This window comes from Pseudopedobacter saltans DSM 12145 (assembly GCF_000190735.1).
GTDB lineage: Bacteria > Bacteroidota > Bacteroidia > Sphingobacteriales > Sphingobacteriaceae > Pseudopedobacter > Pseudopedobacter saltans.
In genome coordinates this window covers 1,077,548-1,096,139 of record NC_015177.1, presented here as the reverse complement: position 1 = coordinate 1,096,139, position 18,592 = coordinate 1,077,548, and the positions used below count along the sequence as shown (strand labels likewise).

Below are 18,592 nucleotides of genomic sequence, written 5' to 3'. Positions count from 1 at the left end.
ATTATGAAAAAGCAAACCACAATTAAAAGCCTGGAACATCAGCTCGATGGCAAAATCATGACTGGAGATTTTCTAATAGAAAACTATAAGAAAATCCCGGAAACGGATCTGGAGAAAAGGGCCAGGTATCAAATCTTTCTTAAAAAGCATTTTCTTGCCGTTGCCGAATTGTGCGATCAGATAGAAGAACGTATCGAAGAAGCCATTACCATTTTAGAAAACAAAAAAACAGCTTAATGGAAAACAAAGAATATCAGTTACTAAGTGCCAGGCACAAAGAACTGGTTTTGGAATGCGACCGATTGGGCGAACAAATTAAAAATTGTAAAGATCCCGAAGCGGTAAAGCTGTTAAGAGCAGATTACAGGGCGTATGTCCATGAAACAAATAAGATTTATGAACAAATGATTTCTAAATCCCAAAACCATGAGAGATAAAGAACAAATAATTCGTCTGTTCATGTTCGATCCTACTCCTGATAACAGATATTTTATGTCTTACGAGTACAGGAAGCAATCTTATAAAGCAGACAAGCCAATTCTTGATGCAATGATAAAGGAAGGTACTGTCTTTATCATTTCTAAGAACACCAAAACAGTAGTTTTTGAATATATACCTAAAAACATCTAAAACCATGAGCAAAAAATATAAACTAGCTTTCAATCATAACTGGAACGGAAAATTGTTCTGTGCCTGCTTTACCTCGGTTCGTTTACGCAATGACGAAAAATACCAAGTTGGCCGTGTTTACCAAATCCTTGTAAACGGTAAAGATGGCGGAGACGCAATTCTAACAGATTTACGCCATTTAAAAATAGATCAGCTGAATGATTTTATCTGTTTGCTGGATGCCGCTTACAACAAAGAAGACTTTACCAAAATGATCAGAACGATGTACAAAAACATCGTGACCAATTGGGAGACTCAACAACTGTCTCTACTCCTATTCAGACGTACCGTAGTGGATAAAAAGATTGCGGACACTCCGAAGACTATAACTTATAAAGCATCAACTAAAAAAGCGGTATGATGGGAAAGTTTAATCACAAAATAGAGTATCAATTCCAAACACCTCCTTCAGTTTGTAGGTATATGGTGTCTTTATTGCCAAATGGTATTCGTTCTGTTTTAGAACCTACCCCAGGTTTAGGGAATTTAGTTTCAGCATTATGGCAATATGATGTAACAGATCCAGTCGATTACTTTCTTTTGGATAAGAACAGACGGTTTGATGCCGTTGTTATGAATCCTCCATTTTCACATAGAACGGCTGATTTAGAAAACGCGCCTAAAGGATACGGTACTGGTTTAAAAGTTGGTTACAGAATATTGGTCGAATGTATGCACAAATCCGATACAGTCATTGCTCTGATGCCTTGGTTTACAATAGGCGATTCTGATGTTAGATTACGCTACCTAAAAAATTTCGGACTGATATCAGTTACCGCATTACCACGTAAAACTTTTCAATACGCCAGAATACAAACTGTAATACTCCATCTTCAGAAAGGTTATAAGGGAGAAACCACTTTCAAAGTATTCGATCTTTTACCTTCAGTAAGATCTATGCAGGAAGCATCACAAATAGAACTATTCTAATGCAATCATCTCAACTCAAATTCATCAAAGAAAAAGCAGATATACTCCAGGTAGTAAAATCGCTTATTCCCCTAACGGCTAAAGGATACGGTAAATGTCCTTTCCATACCGAAAAATCGGGATCCCTGAAAGTTGAAAGTAAAAAAGGGATTTTCAAATGCTTTGGTTGTGGTGCTTCTGGCGATGTTATAGACTTTGTCATGAAATACAAAAGCATCACTTATAAAGAGGCTTTTACATGGATTGCAGATTTTTATCGTATCGGAGATTTTAAAGACCAGGCTAAAGATTTTGTCCCAGAGCCGGCAAAGGAATTGCCGGTGAGTTTAATACCTAAAAACATTTTTATCAGATCAATACGGCATTACTTTCACAATAATTTCTATGAATGGCTGAATAGGCATTTTGCACCTGAATCATGCTTTCATGCTGCAAACCAATATTTTATAGGTTCATCAAAACATTGGAATAATGCTACTGTATTTTGGCAGGTAGACTGTGATTTAAGTATCAGATCCGGTAAAATAATGCTTTACAATCCAGAAACCGGAAAGCGTATAAAAGAGCCTTATAACCATATCAATTGGGTACACAAGGTTTTGGATCTCCCGGATTTCAACCTAAAACAATGCTTCTTTGGAGAACACTTACTGAACGGAAATAATAAAATGGTATGCATAGTCGAAAGCGAAAAAACCGCTATTGTAGCAAGTATTGTTTATCCTGATCAGGTTTGGCTTGCCTCGGGATCCTTGGTAAATCTTACTGCAGAAAGGTGCGAAGTTTTAAAAGGTCGAGAAGTAATCCTTTTCCCTGATGTCGGTGCATTTCCTGCCTGGGAAGAAAAAGCGGAATATCTTAACCAGGTTATGCCCGATACTCATTTTGCAGTAGATCAATCTTTGGCTAATTATACACAAAAGGGGTTTGATCTCTGCGATTATATTATTGACAACCTAAACCATTTCAAATAATGCAAAAAGTATTAACAGACCCCCCGAAAAAATACAGCATCATGCGAAAGCTAAAAGAAATGCCAGGTACATACCGGGACAATTGCTATTCGCTTTGCCTGCATATTGGCATATCTGTACGTACGCTAGACAACTGGATGAAATATACAATAGATTCCAAATCATCAATCCCATTGGAAACAGCGTACAAAATTGCTGAATTTTTTAAATGTACTCCAGACGAATTAATGAACAGATACGATGCCTAAAGAAAGCTATTTTAATATAAGAATGAGCCAGATCTTTACAGATCCAAAAGCTTATTCGTTTGAACACGATGGAAAAATAGTTCCGGTTTTTAAAGAGATTAAAGACGGTGCTATCCAAATAAACTATCCTTCTTTGTATGGCGGTGCTGAATGCTATAGCGAAGGCAATGTTATTAAGACTTTTCACCGTATCCGGGTAAATCCAGATCAGGAAAAGGAATATAAGTATTACCGGGACGAAAAAGCCGGAAACCGTATATTTTTCCCCTTGTCTATTATCCAAAAATTTAAGGACAAAGAAGAAATAGAAACACTCTACCTGGTAGATGGCGAATTTAAAGCCGTTGCCGGATGCAATGCCGGTTTCGATATGGTTTCCGTTTACAGCAAAGATGTTTTTAGCGAAACTGAAACCACTTTACATGCTGATATAGTACGCTTGGCGCACACCTGCAATATCAAAAGCATCGTTTTGCTTCTAGGGGCTGATACTATGACGTTGGAATGGGAACCAGAGACAGAACCGGAGAAAGATCTAAGCCTGCGTTTATTTGCTTTTGCCAGATCTGTCAAGAATTTCAAGGCACTAGCCATGCAGCATATAAAATCCGTGTATTTCATGCACTTACAGGCAGAATATTTAAGCGATACTGTAAAGGGTATTGACGATTTGCTTTTTCACCGTAAAGGCGAAGGGGATTATATATGTAATGATTTAGATCGTTTACATGTTGCCAAAAATTACTTTGCCGGCATTAATCTAACTGCTGAAACGCCTAGCAAGATTAACAGTTTCTTTTACCTCAATAAGTACCAAAACAAGCCCGGAGCATTTCAAAGCAAGTTTGCGCATATCATTAAAGACTATCCGTTCTATTTTCAGGGCGTTCAATACGTTGTAGATCCGCAAGACGGTTTAAAGATCCTGAAACATAAGGATAACGATCTTTTTGTTCGTGTAGGCTGTAAGTATTACAAAAACATAGAAGTGCCAAACGCACATAAAAAAGGTGTTTTCGATAAGAAAATGACCGAATGGAGTACAGTAGAACTCAAAAGAGATTATGTAGATCGAGGTTTTAAAAACTTCTTTGATGAAATTGCCCGTTACGATGACTTTTGTAATATCCCGGACAATACAGAAAGCTTTCAGCCTACTATCGGCAATTGCTTAAACCTTTACTTTAGGTTAGATCACGAGGTACAACCAGGATCATGGTCTACAATAGAGAGTTATTTAAAGCATGTTTTCGGAGATCGTGTTTTACATAGTGGCCACACCAATTACGATTTGGCTTTAGATTACTTCACCCTTCTCTACACCACGCCTACGCAAGCTTTACCGATTATGTGTTTGGTAAATCGTGAGAAAAACACCGGTAAAAGTACCATGCTTTGGCTGATGAAGGAAATCTTTAAAGAAAACTGTACGTTTATTGGTAACGAGGAATTGAAAGATCATTTAAATGATGACTGGGCAGCTCGTTTGGTTATTGGTGTAGACGAGGGCTTCATCGATAAGAAAACAGTTATAGAGCGTTTAAAATCTATGTCTACTAGTAAGTTTATTAAACTACGTGGAATGTACAAAGGACGTTCGGAAATTGGTTTCTTTGGCAAATTCGTGATTACTTCCAATGATGAGGACAACTTTATTTCCATTGATAAAGACGAAACACGCTTTTGGGTAAACAAAGTACCGGTTATTAAAAAAGATGATCCTTTGTTGGTTGAAAAAATGGCGAAAGAGATTCCAGCTTTTTTGGACTTCTTAAGCAAACGTGAGATCCTGCACCAGAGAGTTTCTCGCCATTGGTTTGAGCATTCTTTATTACACAATGAAGCTTTAACCAAGTTAAAAGAAAGCTCCAGGGGTTGGTTAGAAAAAGAGCTGATTACGGTTATTACAGAACAATTCTTTGTCCACGAATACCATACGCTTTATTACACTATTAGCGAAATAACGCACATGTTGAACGGTGGCGATTCTGCCATTAAATTCCGTAAAGCGGATATCACAACGCAATTAAAGGATAAGTTTGGTTTAGAGAGTGTAAACGGTCGCTTTCATCAACCTAATAGACCAGACAGCGGAATGCATGTCGCCAGGACATTCGAAAAGAAAGGCCGTTGTTATGAGTTCCGTGTAGAAGATTTCTTAAGCCTGGACAAACTGGAAAGAGAGTTTACTTACTGCACTCTGGAAGAAATTAAAGAGTTCCGGGAGCATGGCCATAAGCATTACGATGCTAGCGAAGTAGAGAAAAATAACAATCCTTTTCCGGCACAATCGGAGTTAGATTTGAGTGTTAATTATAATAGTTTTTAGGGATGAAGTTCAGTATAATATATGGAAAATTAGGAATGTCCGGACAAAATATAGGTTTTGAAAACGAGACATTTTATTCCCTGAAAGTAGGAGACTTTATAACACAAATAGGTAATGGAAAAGAAAATGGTACAATCAGAACTGATAATTTCGATACTCCTATTAGATACGTAGGTTCTATTATATGCAATTTTTCTAAACCTGAAAAAATGTATGCTTTTGAGCTTTCGGAAAAACACAATTCAGATAATTTATACCTGCTATACGGTGATACTGGTTGCGAGATATTTACAGAAGCAGTTTTTTCATATAAAGACAGAACCACAAAAAAAACAAGTTCGTATATGAGATTTTACGCTCCGTGTTTTAAAATAGTTTAATTTCCCCTTTCTCCCTAACGGCTCAACCAACACACAGAGCCTACCAAGCAACGCAAAACAAATAAAGCCCGAAACAAGGGCTTTATTTGTTTATAGCGGTGCATGATAAAATGAATGGAGCGCAGCGCAATGAATGCCGCTTTCTCTACGACTTACAGGGTGGTAACTTTCTCACCTAGCAGTTTATCTGGAATATTTTTTTAAGATCTCTTCAAACAAGCTTTCGTGTACCAGGTAAAACCCTTCTACCGAACGCTTTGGTATGGGTTTATTTTGATCCTCCCAGATATACAAATGAGAACGGGTACTGTCTTTTAAATTCTTTTCTGCATATTCTCTATGCTGAAATGCTGTTGTAAACTGATAAGATGGATTTATTACTCTGTTATCTTCACATTGGAAGTAAATCTTCCTGAATCTATACTTCTTTTCCATACATCAAAATTACTAATATTTTTAGTAAATCAATGTTTTATGTTATTTTTTCTACGGCAAACAACACAGCCAATTACAACACAAATTTACTACAAAAACGGCTTTTACGGCTTCAACCACGAAATATTTTCAATTTTTAAACGCCTTTTGCCCTACCAGAGAGGGCGGCTCTGCAAAATTTTTTAGCCTTTAGGAACAAGGCGAAAAAGCCCAAAACCTAACTAAAAAGCAATAAACTTAATATATTTTGTGACTTTGTGACATTCTTTATTTTTTTAATATTTAAGAAATATAAAAACATATAAAACACAGAGTTATGAAATAAAAAGCTTGTCACAAAACTTGTCACAAATCATTTTTATTTTGTGACAAACAAAAAAATTTGTGACAACTTAAAATTATACTTCTATCCTTTCGGAAAAAAATTGCGGTAAATGTTTTCGGTAAAAAGCCCCGTTTATCCGTTTTCAAATAATCTCCTTTGCTATCAATTATATGTTTTCACATGAGTACAGAGATTGAAGCAAACCCGGTTCATGAAGAAAATGAGCCGAAACCAATTGTTAAACCCCGAAATCAACATTTAAAATCTGCCGATCCTAAAAAATATCAGTTTACCGGTCGTGCTACAGAAAGCGAAGCCGAAACAATAAACCGGGCTATTGCTGCAAGAAAAAAACAGTTGGGATTAAGCGAAAACGGTGGTTATGATGTTGTGCGCTTAGCTCTGGATATGATTAAGCATATCAATAATGATATTTTTTCAAGCTTTAAAGTAAAGTAGATGGCAAAGAAGATTGTCTATAAAAGAAAGAAATCGGGTAAAAGGGGTCCCCTATGTAGTGGTTACAACGTATTTCCAGACGGGAAAAAATGTCCTGGTTGTGCAGATTGTGTAGGCAGAAACAGAATAAAAGATCCTTTGGCCTTGCTTGAAAAAAGGATGTTCATTTTAACTAAGAAATCAAATAAAAAAGCCCGGCGGTAACCAGGCTTAGATTTAATAAAATTGATTAACACACCCCCCGGTGAATTAATTCAAAATATGGAACAAAATAACAATAATAATGCCGAAAACGGCAAAGAAATTCAGTTTCCTAAAGTCCCAAAAGAGGAAATTGTCCCGGAAATGGTGCAATTGCCTAAAGCTCAATTAACCGAACTGATTGATAAGCTTAAAACCTATGAGAATGATCTCGTTACTATGGTTTCGGTGTTATTGCAGTTCTCCGGGCTTTTCTCTGGCAAAAGCAATATGCTTTCCCTGGTTGCACAGATCCCTAAATTAATCAACGATCCGCAGATCATTGAACAGTTCAAAACCTTAGCTCCAATCTTAGAAAAGTATGGCAAAGCAAGCGAAAACGAATAAGCAGGAAGCCGAAACGGTTAACCTGGATGATATTCTGTCCAGGGAAATAAAAGTAGATGTTCCTCCGGTTGTTCTTATCCAAAACGATCCACAGGTAGAGGAAGTTGTTTTTGATGATGAAGTCATAGAACACGAAACCGTTCAGGCCGAAAACACGACACAGCAACATTATCAGGCTCCAGATTCAGACTATCAGGAAGCCGAACAAGTATTCATGTCTAATGAAGATTTAGCCGAAAACATAGTTAATCTGTTGGATGGCTTGCAAAGTAGTGTTATCCCTTACTTGCGTGAGAAAAAGATCTTTTCTGATAGGGAATTAGAACTGTTACAAAAGATCGATAAAAACGCTGTTTACGACAGCAATACAAAAGAATTCGCTGTACTGGAGAAATGGAAAAGACACCAGGAAGTAATTAAAAGCATTCCTTTTGATGAAGGCGAATCCAGGCGTTTAAAAGTTGCTACCGCAAACTATGCGGCTACTACTAACATGAAGGTTACACCATTACAGGGGTTAATTATGGCTTATAGTGAAGTCGTAATCAAACGTATTCCTGTTTTTATGTCTGAATAATATGGATTTATTCATTGCAATACTCGTTTTAATCGGTTTCGCAGTTATAGCCGGGGTTTCTTTGAAATACATGCTTAAAAAAGACTACCCTATTGATCTCGGTGAAGAAGCCAGGCCTTTTGTTTCCAATTCAAAAATAAAGAATAAGAAACCTGGCTATATCGTTCAGCAAGGAAACCCCGAAACCGTTTATTCCCCAAAGGAATTTGGATTAACCAAAGGCACTAAATACCAAAAACAAAGATCATGTCGGTACAAGTAAAAACAATATTCGGCAAAGAGTATCATTTGCAGGAATCAAGCGAAAACGCAGATCTGATAAACAAAATTGCTGATAACTGGAAAAGAATTGGGCATTCCATTGCCAGGTATAAAGACAAAAAGAATAAGCAGCTTATTCATTTGTACGCTTCCAGATTTAAAACCAGATCTTTCTAGTAATGGCAAAAACACGTGATTTACATTATAGTGCTTTAGTCGTAGGCCGTAAAGGTGTAGGCAAATCTACTTATCTGGCTTCGGTTGCAAAGAAGTACCCTAAAGCAAGTAAGGTTTTGATTATTGATGTTAATGGATCCCCGGCATACAATTGTTTTCAGCAGATACAGGTAAATGATATCCGCAGTTTGAAAAGCGGCGTAGTCAAATTAATAGGCACTCCAGACAGAGATACTTTGAAAAAGATTGCGCAGGATTTCCGTAACGGGCTGATCATTTTTGAAGATTGCACCAAATACATTGACGGAAACCCGAAACCGGAAATTAAAACTTTCCTGGTAGATCATAGGATGTACGGCTGCGACCTGATCTTTACTTTCCATTCGCTAAAGCGTGTCCCTCCTTTCTTCTGGGAAATGACCGCCTATGTTACGCTTTTCAAAACATTGGAAAACTTTGATACTGGAGCAAACCGGAATCGCATTCCAAACTTCGAAAACATGCTTAAGGCTTATAATAAAGTGAATAGCCATCCTGATCAAAGGCATAAAATTACAGTTGAAACCATGATTTAAAGCGTTATGAGTGAAACGAAAACATTTACTATTCAGGCGTACAGCTTTAAAGAGATCATAGCACATTATGGTGTGTCCTGGAAAACATTTAAAAACTGGATCTCTAAAATTCCAGATCTGGGAGAATATACCGGTAAGAAATTTACACCTAACCAGGTGCAAAAAATAGTTGATCATTTAGGTAAACCATAAAACATTATCCATTTGTTGCCAGGGCCTGCCGTTGTGAAACGCCAGGCTTTTTTTATGCCCTTTCATTTGATTTCATTGCCTTTGGTTTCCCTTCATTGCCTTTCATCTCCCTACATCGTACCTCTTTTCCTAAAGGCTTGCATGTTTGGGTTTTCAATAAACATAAAGAAAAGCAATGAACAATCTCTTCGACAAAAAAGTATTCGTTACCGGGATTTTGATTTTCGTAGCCGTTTTCTTCTTAAAGAAATGGTTTACTAAGACTATCAAAAAATCAGACGGAACGGAATCTAATTATGTAGGTCACGAATCAGTTGGCTTCGCATAAATCCACAAACCAAAATCAATCAACAAAAATTTCAAACTAAAAACTTAAGAAAATGTCGTACATGACAGCTCAAGACTTAGAAAACGAAGCAAATCAATTAAGTAATTTCGGTGGCGGTATCGGATATGTCGGCCATGGAGATGACTTTTTAGAATTTGCAGGAAGTGCAGCTTCTTTCGCAGATGCAGGAAGCGAAGCAAAACCTTTTATTGTATCATTAACGAACTCGGGCGCCGCTGCCAGAACGGTTTTACTGTCTCCCGGACTCATTGCAGATGCAGTAGGTTTAATGAAAACAGGTGCTTTCAATGATAAATCTGGTGCAGCCGGTTTATCTGGGGCTTCTGGATCTCCGGGTACAATAGAGGAATTTAATGCATTTATCAGACATTTTCCGTCTTTGATAAGCGGTTTTAAAATTGCCTCGGATAACGTTGCGCAAATGGACCAGTCGATCACTATCGTGAAAAGATCTCCATTTAAGCAGCATGCCTCTTTGGTTATCGCTACCGGTACTTATGCGAGTGAAGGAAACTTCAATACTAAAATCTTAACTGTTCCGCGTCCATTCTTTATGGACTGCCAGACAGCTATAGAATATATAGTATTGCCTGGTACCAGCGTTACACTTACGCTAATGGTAGGAACCTCTCTTAACATCGCTAAGGCGTTGCGCGAGAAAACGCAAAGAGCGAAACAGACCATTGCGCAAGTTGGTGGTGCTGCTGTTGTTCGTAGTTATATAGGCTAAAAAATAGCATCTGGCAAATGGATGCTATTAAAATAATCGTTCAGAAACGGCCGGATGTCGTTTCTGAACTGCTACAAGCCTACGGCTATAAGGCAGATCCAACAGAGCATAATTTACAAAACTTAGTTAAAGTACATGGTAACGCTCCTTTGCCTTACAGTAATGCTACTGATAGCACTACAGGACAACCAAAAACCACCCTTTTCGACAAAATTTTAAATATCGCAAACGGGTTAAGCAGCATTTCTAAAAATCTAAAACAGAATGTGGTTTCGGTTCCTGGTACTGTTGCTTTAGGTACAAATAGCACTAACGAACCAGATCCCCTGGCTACACCCAGAATATTCGGAATTAACCGGACTATTTTCCTAACCCTTGCCGGTTTAACGGTTTTAGCGGTTGGAATTATCCTATTTAAAAAGAAATAATGCAAGGTTGGGCTAAAGGGATCACAAAAATAATCAGAGTGCCAGATTTAGGAGCTACTCCGGCTCGTGTAAACAGACGTACAGGAGTAATGGAGATAAGTTTGAAGCACATGAAAGCAATGCCTGTAGCGCATCGGCTCTTCGTAATGCTCCACGAGCAAGCGCATGTAGAACTACAAACAACGGACGAAGTCAAAGCCGATGCCTACGCATTTAAAAAATATGCCGATATGGGTTATTCACTTAAAGAATCTGTAAAGGCATTAACGAAAGTTTTAAACGAAAACAACCCGGAGCATAACTGGAGAATGTATTTATCGCTTAAGAGAGCAGAGAAATATGATCTGGAATATAACGGGAATAAAAAATTTGCAAAATGAGCAATACACCCAGACCATCGAGAGGTACTAGCGGAACAGCTATAAACGTAGCACAAACCGTTGCTGCTGGTCCTGACCAAAGTCCAATGAATTTGCCTTCGATTAATCCAGGTGGTGTGCCTTTGCCAGCTAACTCATTGGCGGCAACTGTTCAAATTGTACACGATATTCAGGATCTGGACGGGGATGAACCGGACACTTCAGGTTTCTTCTACAACGATCAGAATATTTTTGAATCTGGCGGTTTGAGTAAATCAGATCCCGATCTATTCAAAAGAAAAAGATCTGGTATAAAAACGGCTACGCGCACCAAGGCAATAGCATACATTCCTAAGTATGGGGACATTGTACTGCTTAGAGGCGAAGAATTAGAGTTTCTGGGCTATTTAGGATCTGTACAATTAGATCCTGAAGAGCTCGCGAGCTTCGAACCTTACCAAACTGGTGAATATTCAGAATTTTTCGGCAAGAAATCGAACTTCTTTAAATCCTTGGCTGCTATTGCAAAGAAAAAAGGTAGCAACCTGGCTTTGTTCAGAAGGAAAATTAAAAGTCCGGTTAGTTCTTTTGAAGGCTATGAAGAGGTTGAGTACTTAATTGGTTCTGATCCTGCGGAAAGTGAGTTTTTCGGAAAGGTTGTAAGAGCCATTGGCAAGGGAATTAAGAAAGCGGGACAGGCTGTCGGAAAAGCCGCTAAAGCAGTAGGCAGAGGCGTAAAAAATGCTGTTAAGGCTACTGGAAAAGGAATTAAAAACGCTACCAAATGGACTGGAAAAACAGTTGAAAAAGGTGCGGACTGGCTAGTAAATTCGGCTGCTAAAATAATGGGTAACGGTCCGCAAGAGCAATCCAGTCCCTACGAAACCCCTTTAGCCTGGTCCCAAGGTACTGCTGCTATAGATGCCATGAACTCGGGTTCTTATGCTCCTAGCTTAATGCCTTATGACGAGGGTGCTTATCAGGATGAAAGTGGACAAATGATATATCCAGCAAATAGTGCCGGATCACCAGTTCAACCAAAATCAAATATCAATTTAATAATTGCTATTGCGATAGCTGTATTAATTATTGGAGGGCTTATAATCTATAAATCTAAAAAGTAATGGAAAAGTTTTTAAAAGAATATAAAGCCCTTTTAATAGTTGCTATACTCACCCTCGGAATTTTGGTTTTCGTCTACTACAAAGGCAAAAAATCGGGTGCTGTAAACATTCCAGATGCACCGTACATACATGGATCGGAAGGAATCCCGACAGGCTTTAATCCTAATGTATTAGCTGATATACTTCATAGTGCTATGAGCGGTTTGTTTACGCTTTCCGGAAATAAAGATAAAGCCTGGAGACAGCTTTTAGAATTATCTACTGATGACATGGTAATCGCTGTTTACAATGCTTTTAATTCTAAATACGGCAAAGAGGGCAAAGGATCGCTAACGCAATGGATCAACGATGAATATTATTACGATTTCACTAGCGGTATAAAAACTAAAGTATTAACAAGATTAAGAAACTTAAGATTGACTTAAAATGACAAACAACACAAAATACATCCTTATAGCTGTAGCAGTTGCAGGGATCGGTTATTTCCTTTGGAAAAAGTACAAATTGGTTAAAAAAGTAGCTTAAGCTTATGAAAACGGAACGGATTGCAATAATAGGGATTGTCATTGCGCTGGCTGTACTTATTTGGTTTGTGGCTAAAAAAGTAAAGCAGAATATTTCTGTAAAGGCTTCGGCACAGAATAGCTCCGCTCCTACTGTAAGCCAAAAACTGCAAGATGGTTATAGCAATTCCCTGGATAAACTTACAGATCCCGAGATTAAGAACCTGGCTACAAAGCTAGATCTTTTGGAAAGTGAAAGTAATGTATTGAAGTCAATGGGAGGTAAAGAACCTACGGGAACAATGCTTGACAATGCCATTACGTTACAACACTTGCCGGATAACATTCTGAAAAGTGTGGTAGAGTACTGGCAAAGCGTAACCAAAAGGAAAGTGACCAGCTCGTCTATATTTAATAATACCCTGTTGGACACTACCGAGATTTTACCAACGCTATTAAGAAAATTAAGAGACTTAGGATATTAAGATTATGGAGCCTCCGAATGTTTTAAAAACACTTTTTAACGATGGCGAATTGCCAAAGGTTAATGTAGAAATAGGACTGACAAAAGAAACTATTATAGACCTGGCTTTTGCTGCTATTATAGTTGCTGTCTTACTGGCTTTCCTGAATAAGTATATCCTATCTAAAATTTAGTTATGGCCACAGACAAACAAAAAGCAGAAGTTTTGGCGCAAACCAAGTATATCAACGGATTAAAAGTTCAGCGAAATAGATTGATTAAAGGTACACCTAGCCACAAGGCTGTTGTAGCTATGATTAAAGCTTCTGAATTGGATTTAAAGAAAAAACGTAAAAAGTACAAAGTGTGATGAAAGCTTCAGAAAGTTTAAAAGAACAAATTAAAAAAGAAGAAGGCTTTGCTGCTAAAGCGTATAAGGACGGCTTTGTAAATGGTAAGCAAATGTATTCCATTGGTTACGGTCACCAGATCCAGAGCAATGAAAGCCATTTGCTTACTGCAACGATAACGAAAGCCCAGGCGGATACTTTGTTTGATAAAGATTTGATTCAGTACGAAAATGCTGTTAACAAAGCAACAAGGCCATTAAATCAAAACCAGTTTGATGCCCTGTTAAGTTTCGCTTATAATGCCGGTGTCGGTGCTGTAGCAAAAATACTGGAAACCTGGAATGCAACCGGAGATCGCGTAAAAACTACAGATCGAATGAAGCTTTATAATAAATGGACAGTTGGCGGCCAATTGGTGGAAAATGCCAGCCTAGTAGCCAGGCGTTTAAGGGAAACTGCTTTGTTTTTGTCGGATGCGATTGTATCCGGGACTAAAAAAAAATCTAGCAATTGTAATTGCCCTAATTGTGGGGTCTCTATTGATTTGGTACTTTCTAATTAGAAAATAATGGCAGGTAGAAGATTTCAATACACAGGAAAACAAACACCAGGAAACAACACACCGGCAAGTTTCACGGCTAAAATAGCTAGTGCGGTTATTCGGGCATGTGCCAATACCGGTATTTTGCCCTCTGTAGTAATTGGGCAGGCTATTAAAGAAAGTGGATCCGGCAACGATTATAAAGCTTTCGTGTACAATAATCCTTTTGGACACATGGCTTTAGCTTCTTGGAGCGGTGACGGTGTAAGGTTAAGTACTAAAAAGGGTGCGCCTTACTGGCGTGTGTACCCTAATGTTTATGAAGGAATTAAAGCGCATATCAACAATTTGCAGCAAGGAAAATACAAATTGCAAGGTGTTGCGTTAAAGAAAACGCCTTTAGCACAATTGAAAGCCTTACAAGCCGCAGGCTATAACGTGGGACCAGACAAAAACGTCTATGCGAACAAAGTAGCCGGGATCATTGATAGCTACAATTTAGAAAACTACGATCGTGAGCTGATGGCTTACGAAAGAAACATTAACGATAACAATTTGGCTTTCCACGAACAGGACGGAATAACCAAAGCGTTACATAACATTTTTGCTTAACTATTATGCCAGGAGATTTAGGACCAGGAGGAAGACCGGAATTAATTCCGGGACCACCAACACCGCCATATATTCCACCAACCGGAAGCATACAAAGCGGTATACAAAGCCGGGCTATAGGTCATTTAACAATTGATTTGCATACAACAAGTGCAGGGGCTTTACCTTATGTTACCGGTAATACCGTAAGCGCTTTGATCTATATTGAAGCTGCTACGGGATCTGCGGAAAATGCAATTATTGCCAGGTATTGGCAAGATGGATCTGCGCCAACTACAGAAGAAGGTTTTCCTTTAAAAGCAAACCAATTTTTTGAGATTAAGGGTTATGCCAATATTGTGAATTTCAGAATCATCACAGCTAATGCTTTAGCTCATACTTTACAGATTCAATATTTCTCCTAATGGCTGAATTTACAGAATATAACCGCATTGGCGTTCGCACCGTTGAGGCTCGTGGATCTGACGGAAACATCTATTTGTTTACCCAATGTACTAAATACCTGGACGGTACGCCGATGACGGATGCAAAGGTGGACGGTGAAACCTATATAAAAGTTGGTTTCGATTACTTTAAAAGGAATGATGTCGTTGAAGCTGTTGTGCCAGATCCAACATTCACAGACGAAAGTTTTGATATTTAGCGTTATTTTAGGGTAACAACCCCTTGAATAATGAACAGATTACAATTTTTAGGAACAACAATCTTAGGCTTTTTTAAACCGCCTACACCAAAAGAACCAGAAATCAAGTATATGAAAAGGGTCAATGATACTTTAATAGAATTACTAGACAGTCATACCAACGAATATGTGACTTTTAGCAAGGTTACCAAATACGCTGATGGATCTGCGATGAATGATGCAAAATGTGATGGTGTTATTTACAGGAAATTGGGTAATGAGTATTTTAAAAGGAATATTATAGACACAATAAATGTCAAAAGCTTTGGCGCAAAGGGAGACGGAAATTTAAACCCGCTTAGTAGCATTTATTCTACAATTTCGGAAGCGAAAAAAGTTTATCCTTTTGTGACTTCTTTATCACAGTCACTTGATTGGGCAGCTACGCAAAAAGCTGTTATTACTGCAATATTATATTATTCTAGAGATAGGCTTGGAGAACCTAGTAATGGTGTGCTGCTTTATGATCCTAAAAACGAAGGTGTTCCAGTTGGAGCTTCGCCCGGCGGGGCCTCACCTTATATGTCTATTATATTTCCAAAAGGCACTTATGTTTTTTCAGAAGCGGTTTCAATGGGCGTAGATGGTATTTCAAACCCAGTGGACATCAATAAATATTTATATAATATTAATTTCTGTTTTATGGGGGAACATGAAGATGGGGTTAATATTTCTGGTGTTGGGGAAAATAATCTGTTTTATTTTTTTAACTCTGGATTCAGAAATAAATTTAAGAATATAAATTTCTGTAATTATGGAACTGGTATTATTTACAAAACAAGCAACAAAGATACTAGTCATTTCCATATGTCTAATTGTCAATCTAACGCTGGTAATACTCTAATTGACACTTACAGTTATCAAACCACTAGAAGCACAATTATGATTCTAGAGAGTATAATATGTTGTAACACTAAGCGTTTGGTTAATTCTTTCGTAGATAAACTAGTAATTAGGGATTCGTGGATATATAATAAATTCAATTCCGAAGATGCACTGCTTAGAATTTCAGGAGATTGTAATTTCAGCTGTGAAGACTGTTTTTTTATTCCTCTATTTCATGACCATGATATAGTAAATCCGGATAATTCTAGATGGATAGATATTGTAAACGAGCCAGAGAACTCAACTCCTAATGATAGATCTTTGAAGACAATCAATATTAAAAATTCTAGATGTTCGTTGGAATCTGCTAGGCCATTTATTTGGTTCTTTGATAAAAATGCAGGACTGTTGGGACCTAACCAACATACATCAATTACTATAGAAGATTGTTATCTCGGCGGCACTGGAGGGCGACCGGTAATAACATTAAAAGAAGGATATCCAGGTTCAATATCTTTAAGGAATTGTAAGGTATTCTCATCTCCAGAAATTGTATCGTTAGATTTAAATAATCCTAATCCACCTCTGCCTAGTGTCCCTGGGGCTATTACAAATTTTGTAATTATGGTTGATGAGGCTACAAGATTGACTCAGCAGTATGATACTAGTCGTATTATTGACTCTAAATTAGAATCATTTTATTATGACACTACTAGTCAAACTTCCAAATTCAAACGTTCTATTCACAAAAATATAGATTACAGGCTACGATCTGTAGCTTCTTCACCAGGGAAAGTAAAGGTTTCTTTGCCTATATTCTTTGACAGCTCTCCAGAAGTGCCTAACCGTGATATTTTGACATTACTAGTAACTGTAGTTGGAGATTCGGGCGGTGGTCTACCTGTCTATAATAATTCTGCCACAGTTATTATAAGTATTGTAGGTGGTTATGAAAGTGGGGCATTTTATAAAAGAATTACTGTAGCCTCGATACAAGACGCTAAAGGAGGGATATCTTTTGATAAATCCTGTATGCCTAATGTGTATTGGGGAGAGGGTGATACGGGTTCTCAAGATATTTCACCTGAAAATGAAGGTTCTGAAAAGAAAATAACCATCCAGTGGGCTTCTAGTAATTTTAATGTATCGTGGGCATATATAATGCCACTTGCAGGCTTAAGAGAAAATCAAAAAGATAAAGAACAATATTATAATTGGTAAATGCACAAAACACTATTTTCAATATTAGCCGGAACAACCGGTTTTGTTGGTACGGTAGCCGAATCAACAGCAAATATAGCAACGGAAGCCGTACAACACGTACAGCCTGCTTTACAAGATCCCAATACTTACCTTAAAGGCGCAATAGTCTCTGCTGTTTTGCAGATCGCTCTTAAGTTGATAGATAAGTGGGGTGAAAGAAGAAAAGAAAAACGAGCAGCAAAAGAAGCTGCAAAAGCTAACTAACTCCCTCCAAAAAGGGAGTTTTTAATTTACAACCCATGAAGATCAAAACTCCAATTGCAAAACTAAGCCCAAAAGAAAAAACACTCGTATGGCAGCCATTAAAAAAGCAAGTAAAAAGACAGTCCAAAACAAAAAAATAGGTGACCAGGGAAAAGTAAATCCTACGGGTAGCATGGCCGAAAAATATTGGAACAATAAAGGGATCCGTACTTTTATCAATGCTCAGGTAAAAACCAATTTTAATCCTAATACGGCCGTTCTAAGCAAATTCAAATTAAAAGGTATTGAGTTTGGCAACTGGGTAACTATTGAGGATCGCTGGAACTACCTTAAGCAATTAACGCTTAGCCTAAACAACCTTAACAAGATCCTGGACTTTGGTAATAATGTTGGTTTACAAAATACATTAACCATTTCTTTTGGATCCAGGGGAAAAGGAAAAGCTTTAGCGCACTATGAACCCTGGAGCGATGTTATTAATTTAACCAGGTATAAGAAAGGTACTCCGGACAGTTTAAAGGAAGTTATGTTTTCGGTTTCCGGGGGTTTTGGTTCTTATGCTCATGAGTATGGCCATTTCTTAGACTACTTCTTCGGCAAGTATATAGACCAAGACAAAAACATTTCTTCGCTTACTTTGGGTCATAGCATACGTCCGGTTATAGAAAATAAGTATAAAGCCGGTTCTTTGCGTTATCTGATGTTTAAGGTTATGGATGCCATTATGTGGAAGCCTGGTAAACCTAAACTAGAAAGCAATGGCGTTGTTTACGTGAGATCTTCTTTTACCTCTTATTACAATAATCTGCGTATTCTATTTGCCGAAGACGAATATTGGTTGCGTAATAACGAGATATTTGCCCGGGCTTTTGAGCAATACATTTTGTATAAGCTTAAGCAGAAAAAAGTGAAGGATCCTTTCCTAAGCAAAATTAAATATACTCCGGGGGTTTATATGGCTCCCAACGAATTGCAGGCTATTATAACGCCTATGGATAATCTAATGAAGGCTATGGCCAAATACGCTAAAATGAAGTGAT

The 18,592-nt window shown here is 37.8% G+C and carries 33 protein-coding genes; 32 read left to right on the top strand and 1 reads right to left on the bottom strand.

Features of this window, described 5'->3' with window-relative positions; translation table 11 throughout:
- Window positions 1–3 precede the first annotated feature (3 nt).
- Genes PEDSA_RS04490 through PEDSA_RS04450 form a run of 9 tightly spaced genes read left to right on the top strand, consistent with a single transcriptional unit; the run spans window position 4 to window position 5,530 of the window.
- Window positions 4–237 carry a hypothetical protein gene (locus PEDSA_RS04490; RefSeq protein WP_013631969.1) on the top strand — a complete coding sequence of 78 codons (234 nt, stop codon included), beginning with the start codon at window positions 4–6 and terminating at the stop codon, window positions 235–237.
- Complete coding sequence (locus tag PEDSA_RS04485; RefSeq protein ID WP_013631968.1) at window positions 237–437, top strand: hypothetical protein; 201 nt, start codon at window positions 237–239, stop codon at window positions 435–437. The genes PEDSA_RS04490 and PEDSA_RS04485 overlap by 1 nt, the downstream gene beginning before the upstream one ends.
- Entirely contained in the window at window positions 427–630 is a 204-nt protein-coding gene (locus PEDSA_RS04480; protein WP_013631967.1) for a hypothetical protein, read from the top strand. The genes PEDSA_RS04485 and PEDSA_RS04480 overlap by 11 nt, the downstream gene beginning before the upstream one ends.
- Window positions 631–634: 4 nt before the next feature.
- Window positions 635–1,030, top strand: coding sequence for an ASCH domain-containing protein (locus tag PEDSA_RS04475; protein WP_013631966.1), 396 nt, complete (start codon window positions 635–637; stop codon window positions 1,028–1,030).
- A complete protein-coding gene (locus PEDSA_RS04470; RefSeq protein ID WP_013631965.1) occupies window positions 1,027–1,599 on the top strand; it encodes a DNA methyltransferase family protein in 573 nt (190 codons plus the stop codon). The genes PEDSA_RS04475 and PEDSA_RS04470 overlap by 4 nt, the downstream gene beginning before the upstream one ends.
- A complete protein-coding gene (locus tag PEDSA_RS04460) occupies window positions 1,599–2,573 on the top strand; it encodes a DUF6371 domain-containing protein (RefSeq protein WP_013631964.1) in 975 nt (324 codons plus the stop codon). Before PEDSA_RS04470 ends, PEDSA_RS04460 begins: the two co-directional genes overlap by 1 nt.
- On the top strand, window positions 2,573–2,821 hold the full coding sequence (locus tag PEDSA_RS19460) for a helix-turn-helix domain-containing protein (RefSeq protein WP_013631963.1): 249 nt from the start codon (window positions 2,573–2,575) through the stop codon (window positions 2,819–2,821). Before PEDSA_RS04460 ends, PEDSA_RS19460 begins: the two co-directional genes overlap by 1 nt.
- A gap of 22 nt (window positions 2,822–2,843) precedes the next feature.
- Window positions 2,844–5,150, top strand: a complete 2,307-nt coding sequence (locus PEDSA_RS19455) for a primase-helicase family protein (protein WP_148233496.1) — start codon at window positions 2,844–2,846, stop codon at window positions 5,148–5,150.
- A gap of 2 nt (window positions 5,151–5,152) precedes the next feature.
- The gene (locus tag PEDSA_RS04450) at window positions 5,153–5,530 is read left to right on the top strand and encodes a hypothetical protein (RefSeq protein ID WP_013631961.1); all 378 of its coding nucleotides are present in this window, start codon (window positions 5,153–5,155) and stop codon (window positions 5,528–5,530) included.
- A 183-nt stretch (window positions 5,531–5,713) separates the two neighbouring features.
- Here PEDSA_RS04450 and PEDSA_RS04445 read toward each other — a convergent pair whose 3' ends face one another.
- Window positions 5,714–5,965: a hypothetical protein gene (locus tag PEDSA_RS04445; protein WP_013631960.1), complete on the bottom strand. Its 252-nt coding sequence runs from the start codon at window positions 5,963–5,965 to the stop codon at window positions 5,714–5,716.
- Window positions 5,966–6,470: 505 nt separating this feature from the next.
- Between PEDSA_RS04445 and PEDSA_RS04440 the strand changes: the two genes are divergently transcribed.
- The 23 genes from PEDSA_RS04440 (at window position 6,471) to PEDSA_RS04340 (ending at window position 18,591) form a co-directional block, all read left to right on the top strand.
- A complete protein-coding gene (locus PEDSA_RS04440) occupies window positions 6,471–6,749 on the top strand; it encodes a hypothetical protein (protein WP_013631959.1) in 279 nt (92 codons plus the stop codon).
- 261 nt (window positions 6,750–7,010) lie between these two features.
- Entirely contained in the window at window positions 7,011–7,337 is a 327-nt protein-coding gene (locus tag PEDSA_RS04430; RefSeq protein WP_013631957.1) for a hypothetical protein, read from the top strand.
- A complete protein-coding gene (locus PEDSA_RS04425; protein ID WP_013631956.1) occupies window positions 7,312–7,914 on the top strand; it encodes a hypothetical protein in 603 nt (200 codons plus the stop codon). The genes PEDSA_RS04430 and PEDSA_RS04425 overlap by 26 nt, the downstream gene beginning before the upstream one ends.
- A gap of 1 nt (window position 7,915) precedes the next feature.
- Window positions 7,916–8,176 carry a hypothetical protein gene (locus PEDSA_RS04420; protein ID WP_013631955.1) on the top strand — a complete coding sequence of 87 codons (261 nt, stop codon included), beginning with the start codon at window positions 7,916–7,918 and terminating at the stop codon, window positions 8,174–8,176.
- Complete coding sequence (locus tag PEDSA_RS04415) at window positions 8,161–8,352, top strand: hypothetical protein (protein ID WP_013631954.1); 192 nt, start codon at window positions 8,161–8,163, stop codon at window positions 8,350–8,352. The genes PEDSA_RS04420 and PEDSA_RS04415 overlap by 16 nt, the downstream gene beginning before the upstream one ends.
- Window positions 8,353–8,354: 2 nt before the next feature.
- On the top strand, window positions 8,355–8,927 hold the full coding sequence (locus PEDSA_RS04410; protein WP_013631953.1) for an ATP-binding protein: 573 nt from the start codon (window positions 8,355–8,357) through the stop codon (window positions 8,925–8,927).
- 6 nt (window positions 8,928–8,933) lie between these two features.
- Complete coding sequence (locus PEDSA_RS04405; RefSeq protein ID WP_013631952.1) at window positions 8,934–9,119, top strand: hypothetical protein; 186 nt, start codon at window positions 8,934–8,936, stop codon at window positions 9,117–9,119.
- 175 nt (window positions 9,120–9,294) lie between these two features.
- Window positions 9,295–9,447, top strand: a complete 153-nt coding sequence (locus tag PEDSA_RS20235) for a hypothetical protein (protein WP_013631951.1) — start codon at window positions 9,295–9,297, stop codon at window positions 9,445–9,447.
- A 61-nt stretch (window positions 9,448–9,508) separates the two neighbouring features.
- Window positions 9,509–10,198 (top strand): hypothetical protein, encoded by a 690-nt coding sequence (locus PEDSA_RS04400; RefSeq protein WP_041536970.1) that lies wholly within the window; start codon window positions 9,509–9,511, stop codon window positions 10,196–10,198.
- Window positions 10,199–10,215: 17 nt separating this feature from the next.
- Window positions 10,216–10,626, top strand: a complete 411-nt coding sequence (locus PEDSA_RS04395) for a hypothetical protein (RefSeq protein ID WP_013631949.1) — start codon at window positions 10,216–10,218, stop codon at window positions 10,624–10,626.
- Window positions 10,626–11,006 carry a hypothetical protein gene (locus PEDSA_RS04390; protein WP_013631948.1) on the top strand — a complete coding sequence of 127 codons (381 nt, stop codon included), beginning with the start codon at window positions 10,626–10,628 and terminating at the stop codon, window positions 11,004–11,006. The genes PEDSA_RS04395 and PEDSA_RS04390 overlap by 1 nt, the downstream gene beginning before the upstream one ends.
- The gene (locus tag PEDSA_RS04385) at window positions 11,003–12,109 is read left to right on the top strand and encodes a hypothetical protein (RefSeq protein ID WP_013631947.1); all 1,107 of its coding nucleotides are present in this window, start codon (window positions 11,003–11,005) and stop codon (window positions 12,107–12,109) included. Before PEDSA_RS04390 ends, PEDSA_RS04385 begins: the two co-directional genes overlap by 4 nt.
- Window positions 12,109–12,534, top strand: a complete 426-nt coding sequence (locus PEDSA_RS04380; RefSeq protein ID WP_013631946.1) for a hypothetical protein — start codon at window positions 12,109–12,111, stop codon at window positions 12,532–12,534. Before PEDSA_RS04385 ends, PEDSA_RS04380 begins: the two co-directional genes overlap by 1 nt.
- Window positions 12,535–12,638: 104 nt before the next feature.
- On the top strand, window positions 12,639–13,097 hold the full coding sequence (locus tag PEDSA_RS04375) for a hypothetical protein (RefSeq protein ID WP_013631944.1): 459 nt from the start codon (window positions 12,639–12,641) through the stop codon (window positions 13,095–13,097).
- A gap of 4 nt (window positions 13,098–13,101) precedes the next feature.
- Window positions 13,102–13,269, top strand: coding sequence for a hypothetical protein (locus tag PEDSA_RS20230; RefSeq protein WP_013631943.1), 168 nt, complete (start codon window positions 13,102–13,104; stop codon window positions 13,267–13,269).
- A 2-nt stretch (window positions 13,270–13,271) separates the two neighbouring features.
- Window positions 13,272–13,445: a hypothetical protein gene (locus tag PEDSA_RS20225; protein WP_013631942.1), complete on the top strand. Its 174-nt coding sequence runs from the start codon at window positions 13,272–13,274 to the stop codon at window positions 13,443–13,445.
- Window positions 13,445–13,987: a lysozyme gene (locus PEDSA_RS19450; protein WP_013631941.1), complete on the top strand. Its 543-nt coding sequence runs from the start codon at window positions 13,445–13,447 to the stop codon at window positions 13,985–13,987. The genes PEDSA_RS20225 and PEDSA_RS19450 overlap by 1 nt, the downstream gene beginning before the upstream one ends.
- Window positions 13,988–13,993: 6 nt before the next feature.
- Window positions 13,994–14,578: a glycoside hydrolase family 73 protein gene (locus PEDSA_RS19445; RefSeq protein ID WP_013631940.1), complete on the top strand. Its 585-nt coding sequence runs from the start codon at window positions 13,994–13,996 to the stop codon at window positions 14,576–14,578.
- Between the two features lie 5 nt (window positions 14,579–14,583).
- Entirely contained in the window at window positions 14,584–14,982 is a 399-nt protein-coding gene (locus tag PEDSA_RS04360; RefSeq protein WP_013631939.1) for a hypothetical protein, read from the top strand.
- Window positions 14,982–15,221: a hypothetical protein gene (locus tag PEDSA_RS04355; protein ID WP_013631938.1), complete on the top strand. Its 240-nt coding sequence runs from the start codon at window positions 14,982–14,984 to the stop codon at window positions 15,219–15,221. Before PEDSA_RS04360 ends, PEDSA_RS04355 begins: the two co-directional genes overlap by 1 nt.
- Before the next feature lie 30 nt (window positions 15,222–15,251).
- Window positions 15,252–17,306: a hypothetical protein gene (locus tag PEDSA_RS04350; RefSeq protein ID WP_013631937.1), complete on the top strand. Its 2,055-nt coding sequence runs from the start codon at window positions 15,252–15,254 to the stop codon at window positions 17,304–17,306.
- Window positions 17,307–17,552, top strand: coding sequence for a hypothetical protein (locus PEDSA_RS04345; protein ID WP_013631936.1), 246 nt, complete (start codon window positions 17,307–17,309; stop codon window positions 17,550–17,552).
- 88 nt (window positions 17,553–17,640) lie between these two features.
- Window positions 17,641–18,591 carry an LPD1 domain-containing protein gene (locus PEDSA_RS04340; RefSeq protein ID WP_013631935.1) on the top strand — a complete coding sequence of 317 codons (951 nt, stop codon included), beginning with the start codon at window positions 17,641–17,643 and terminating at the stop codon, window positions 18,589–18,591.
- Window position 18,592 lies beyond the last annotated feature (1 nt).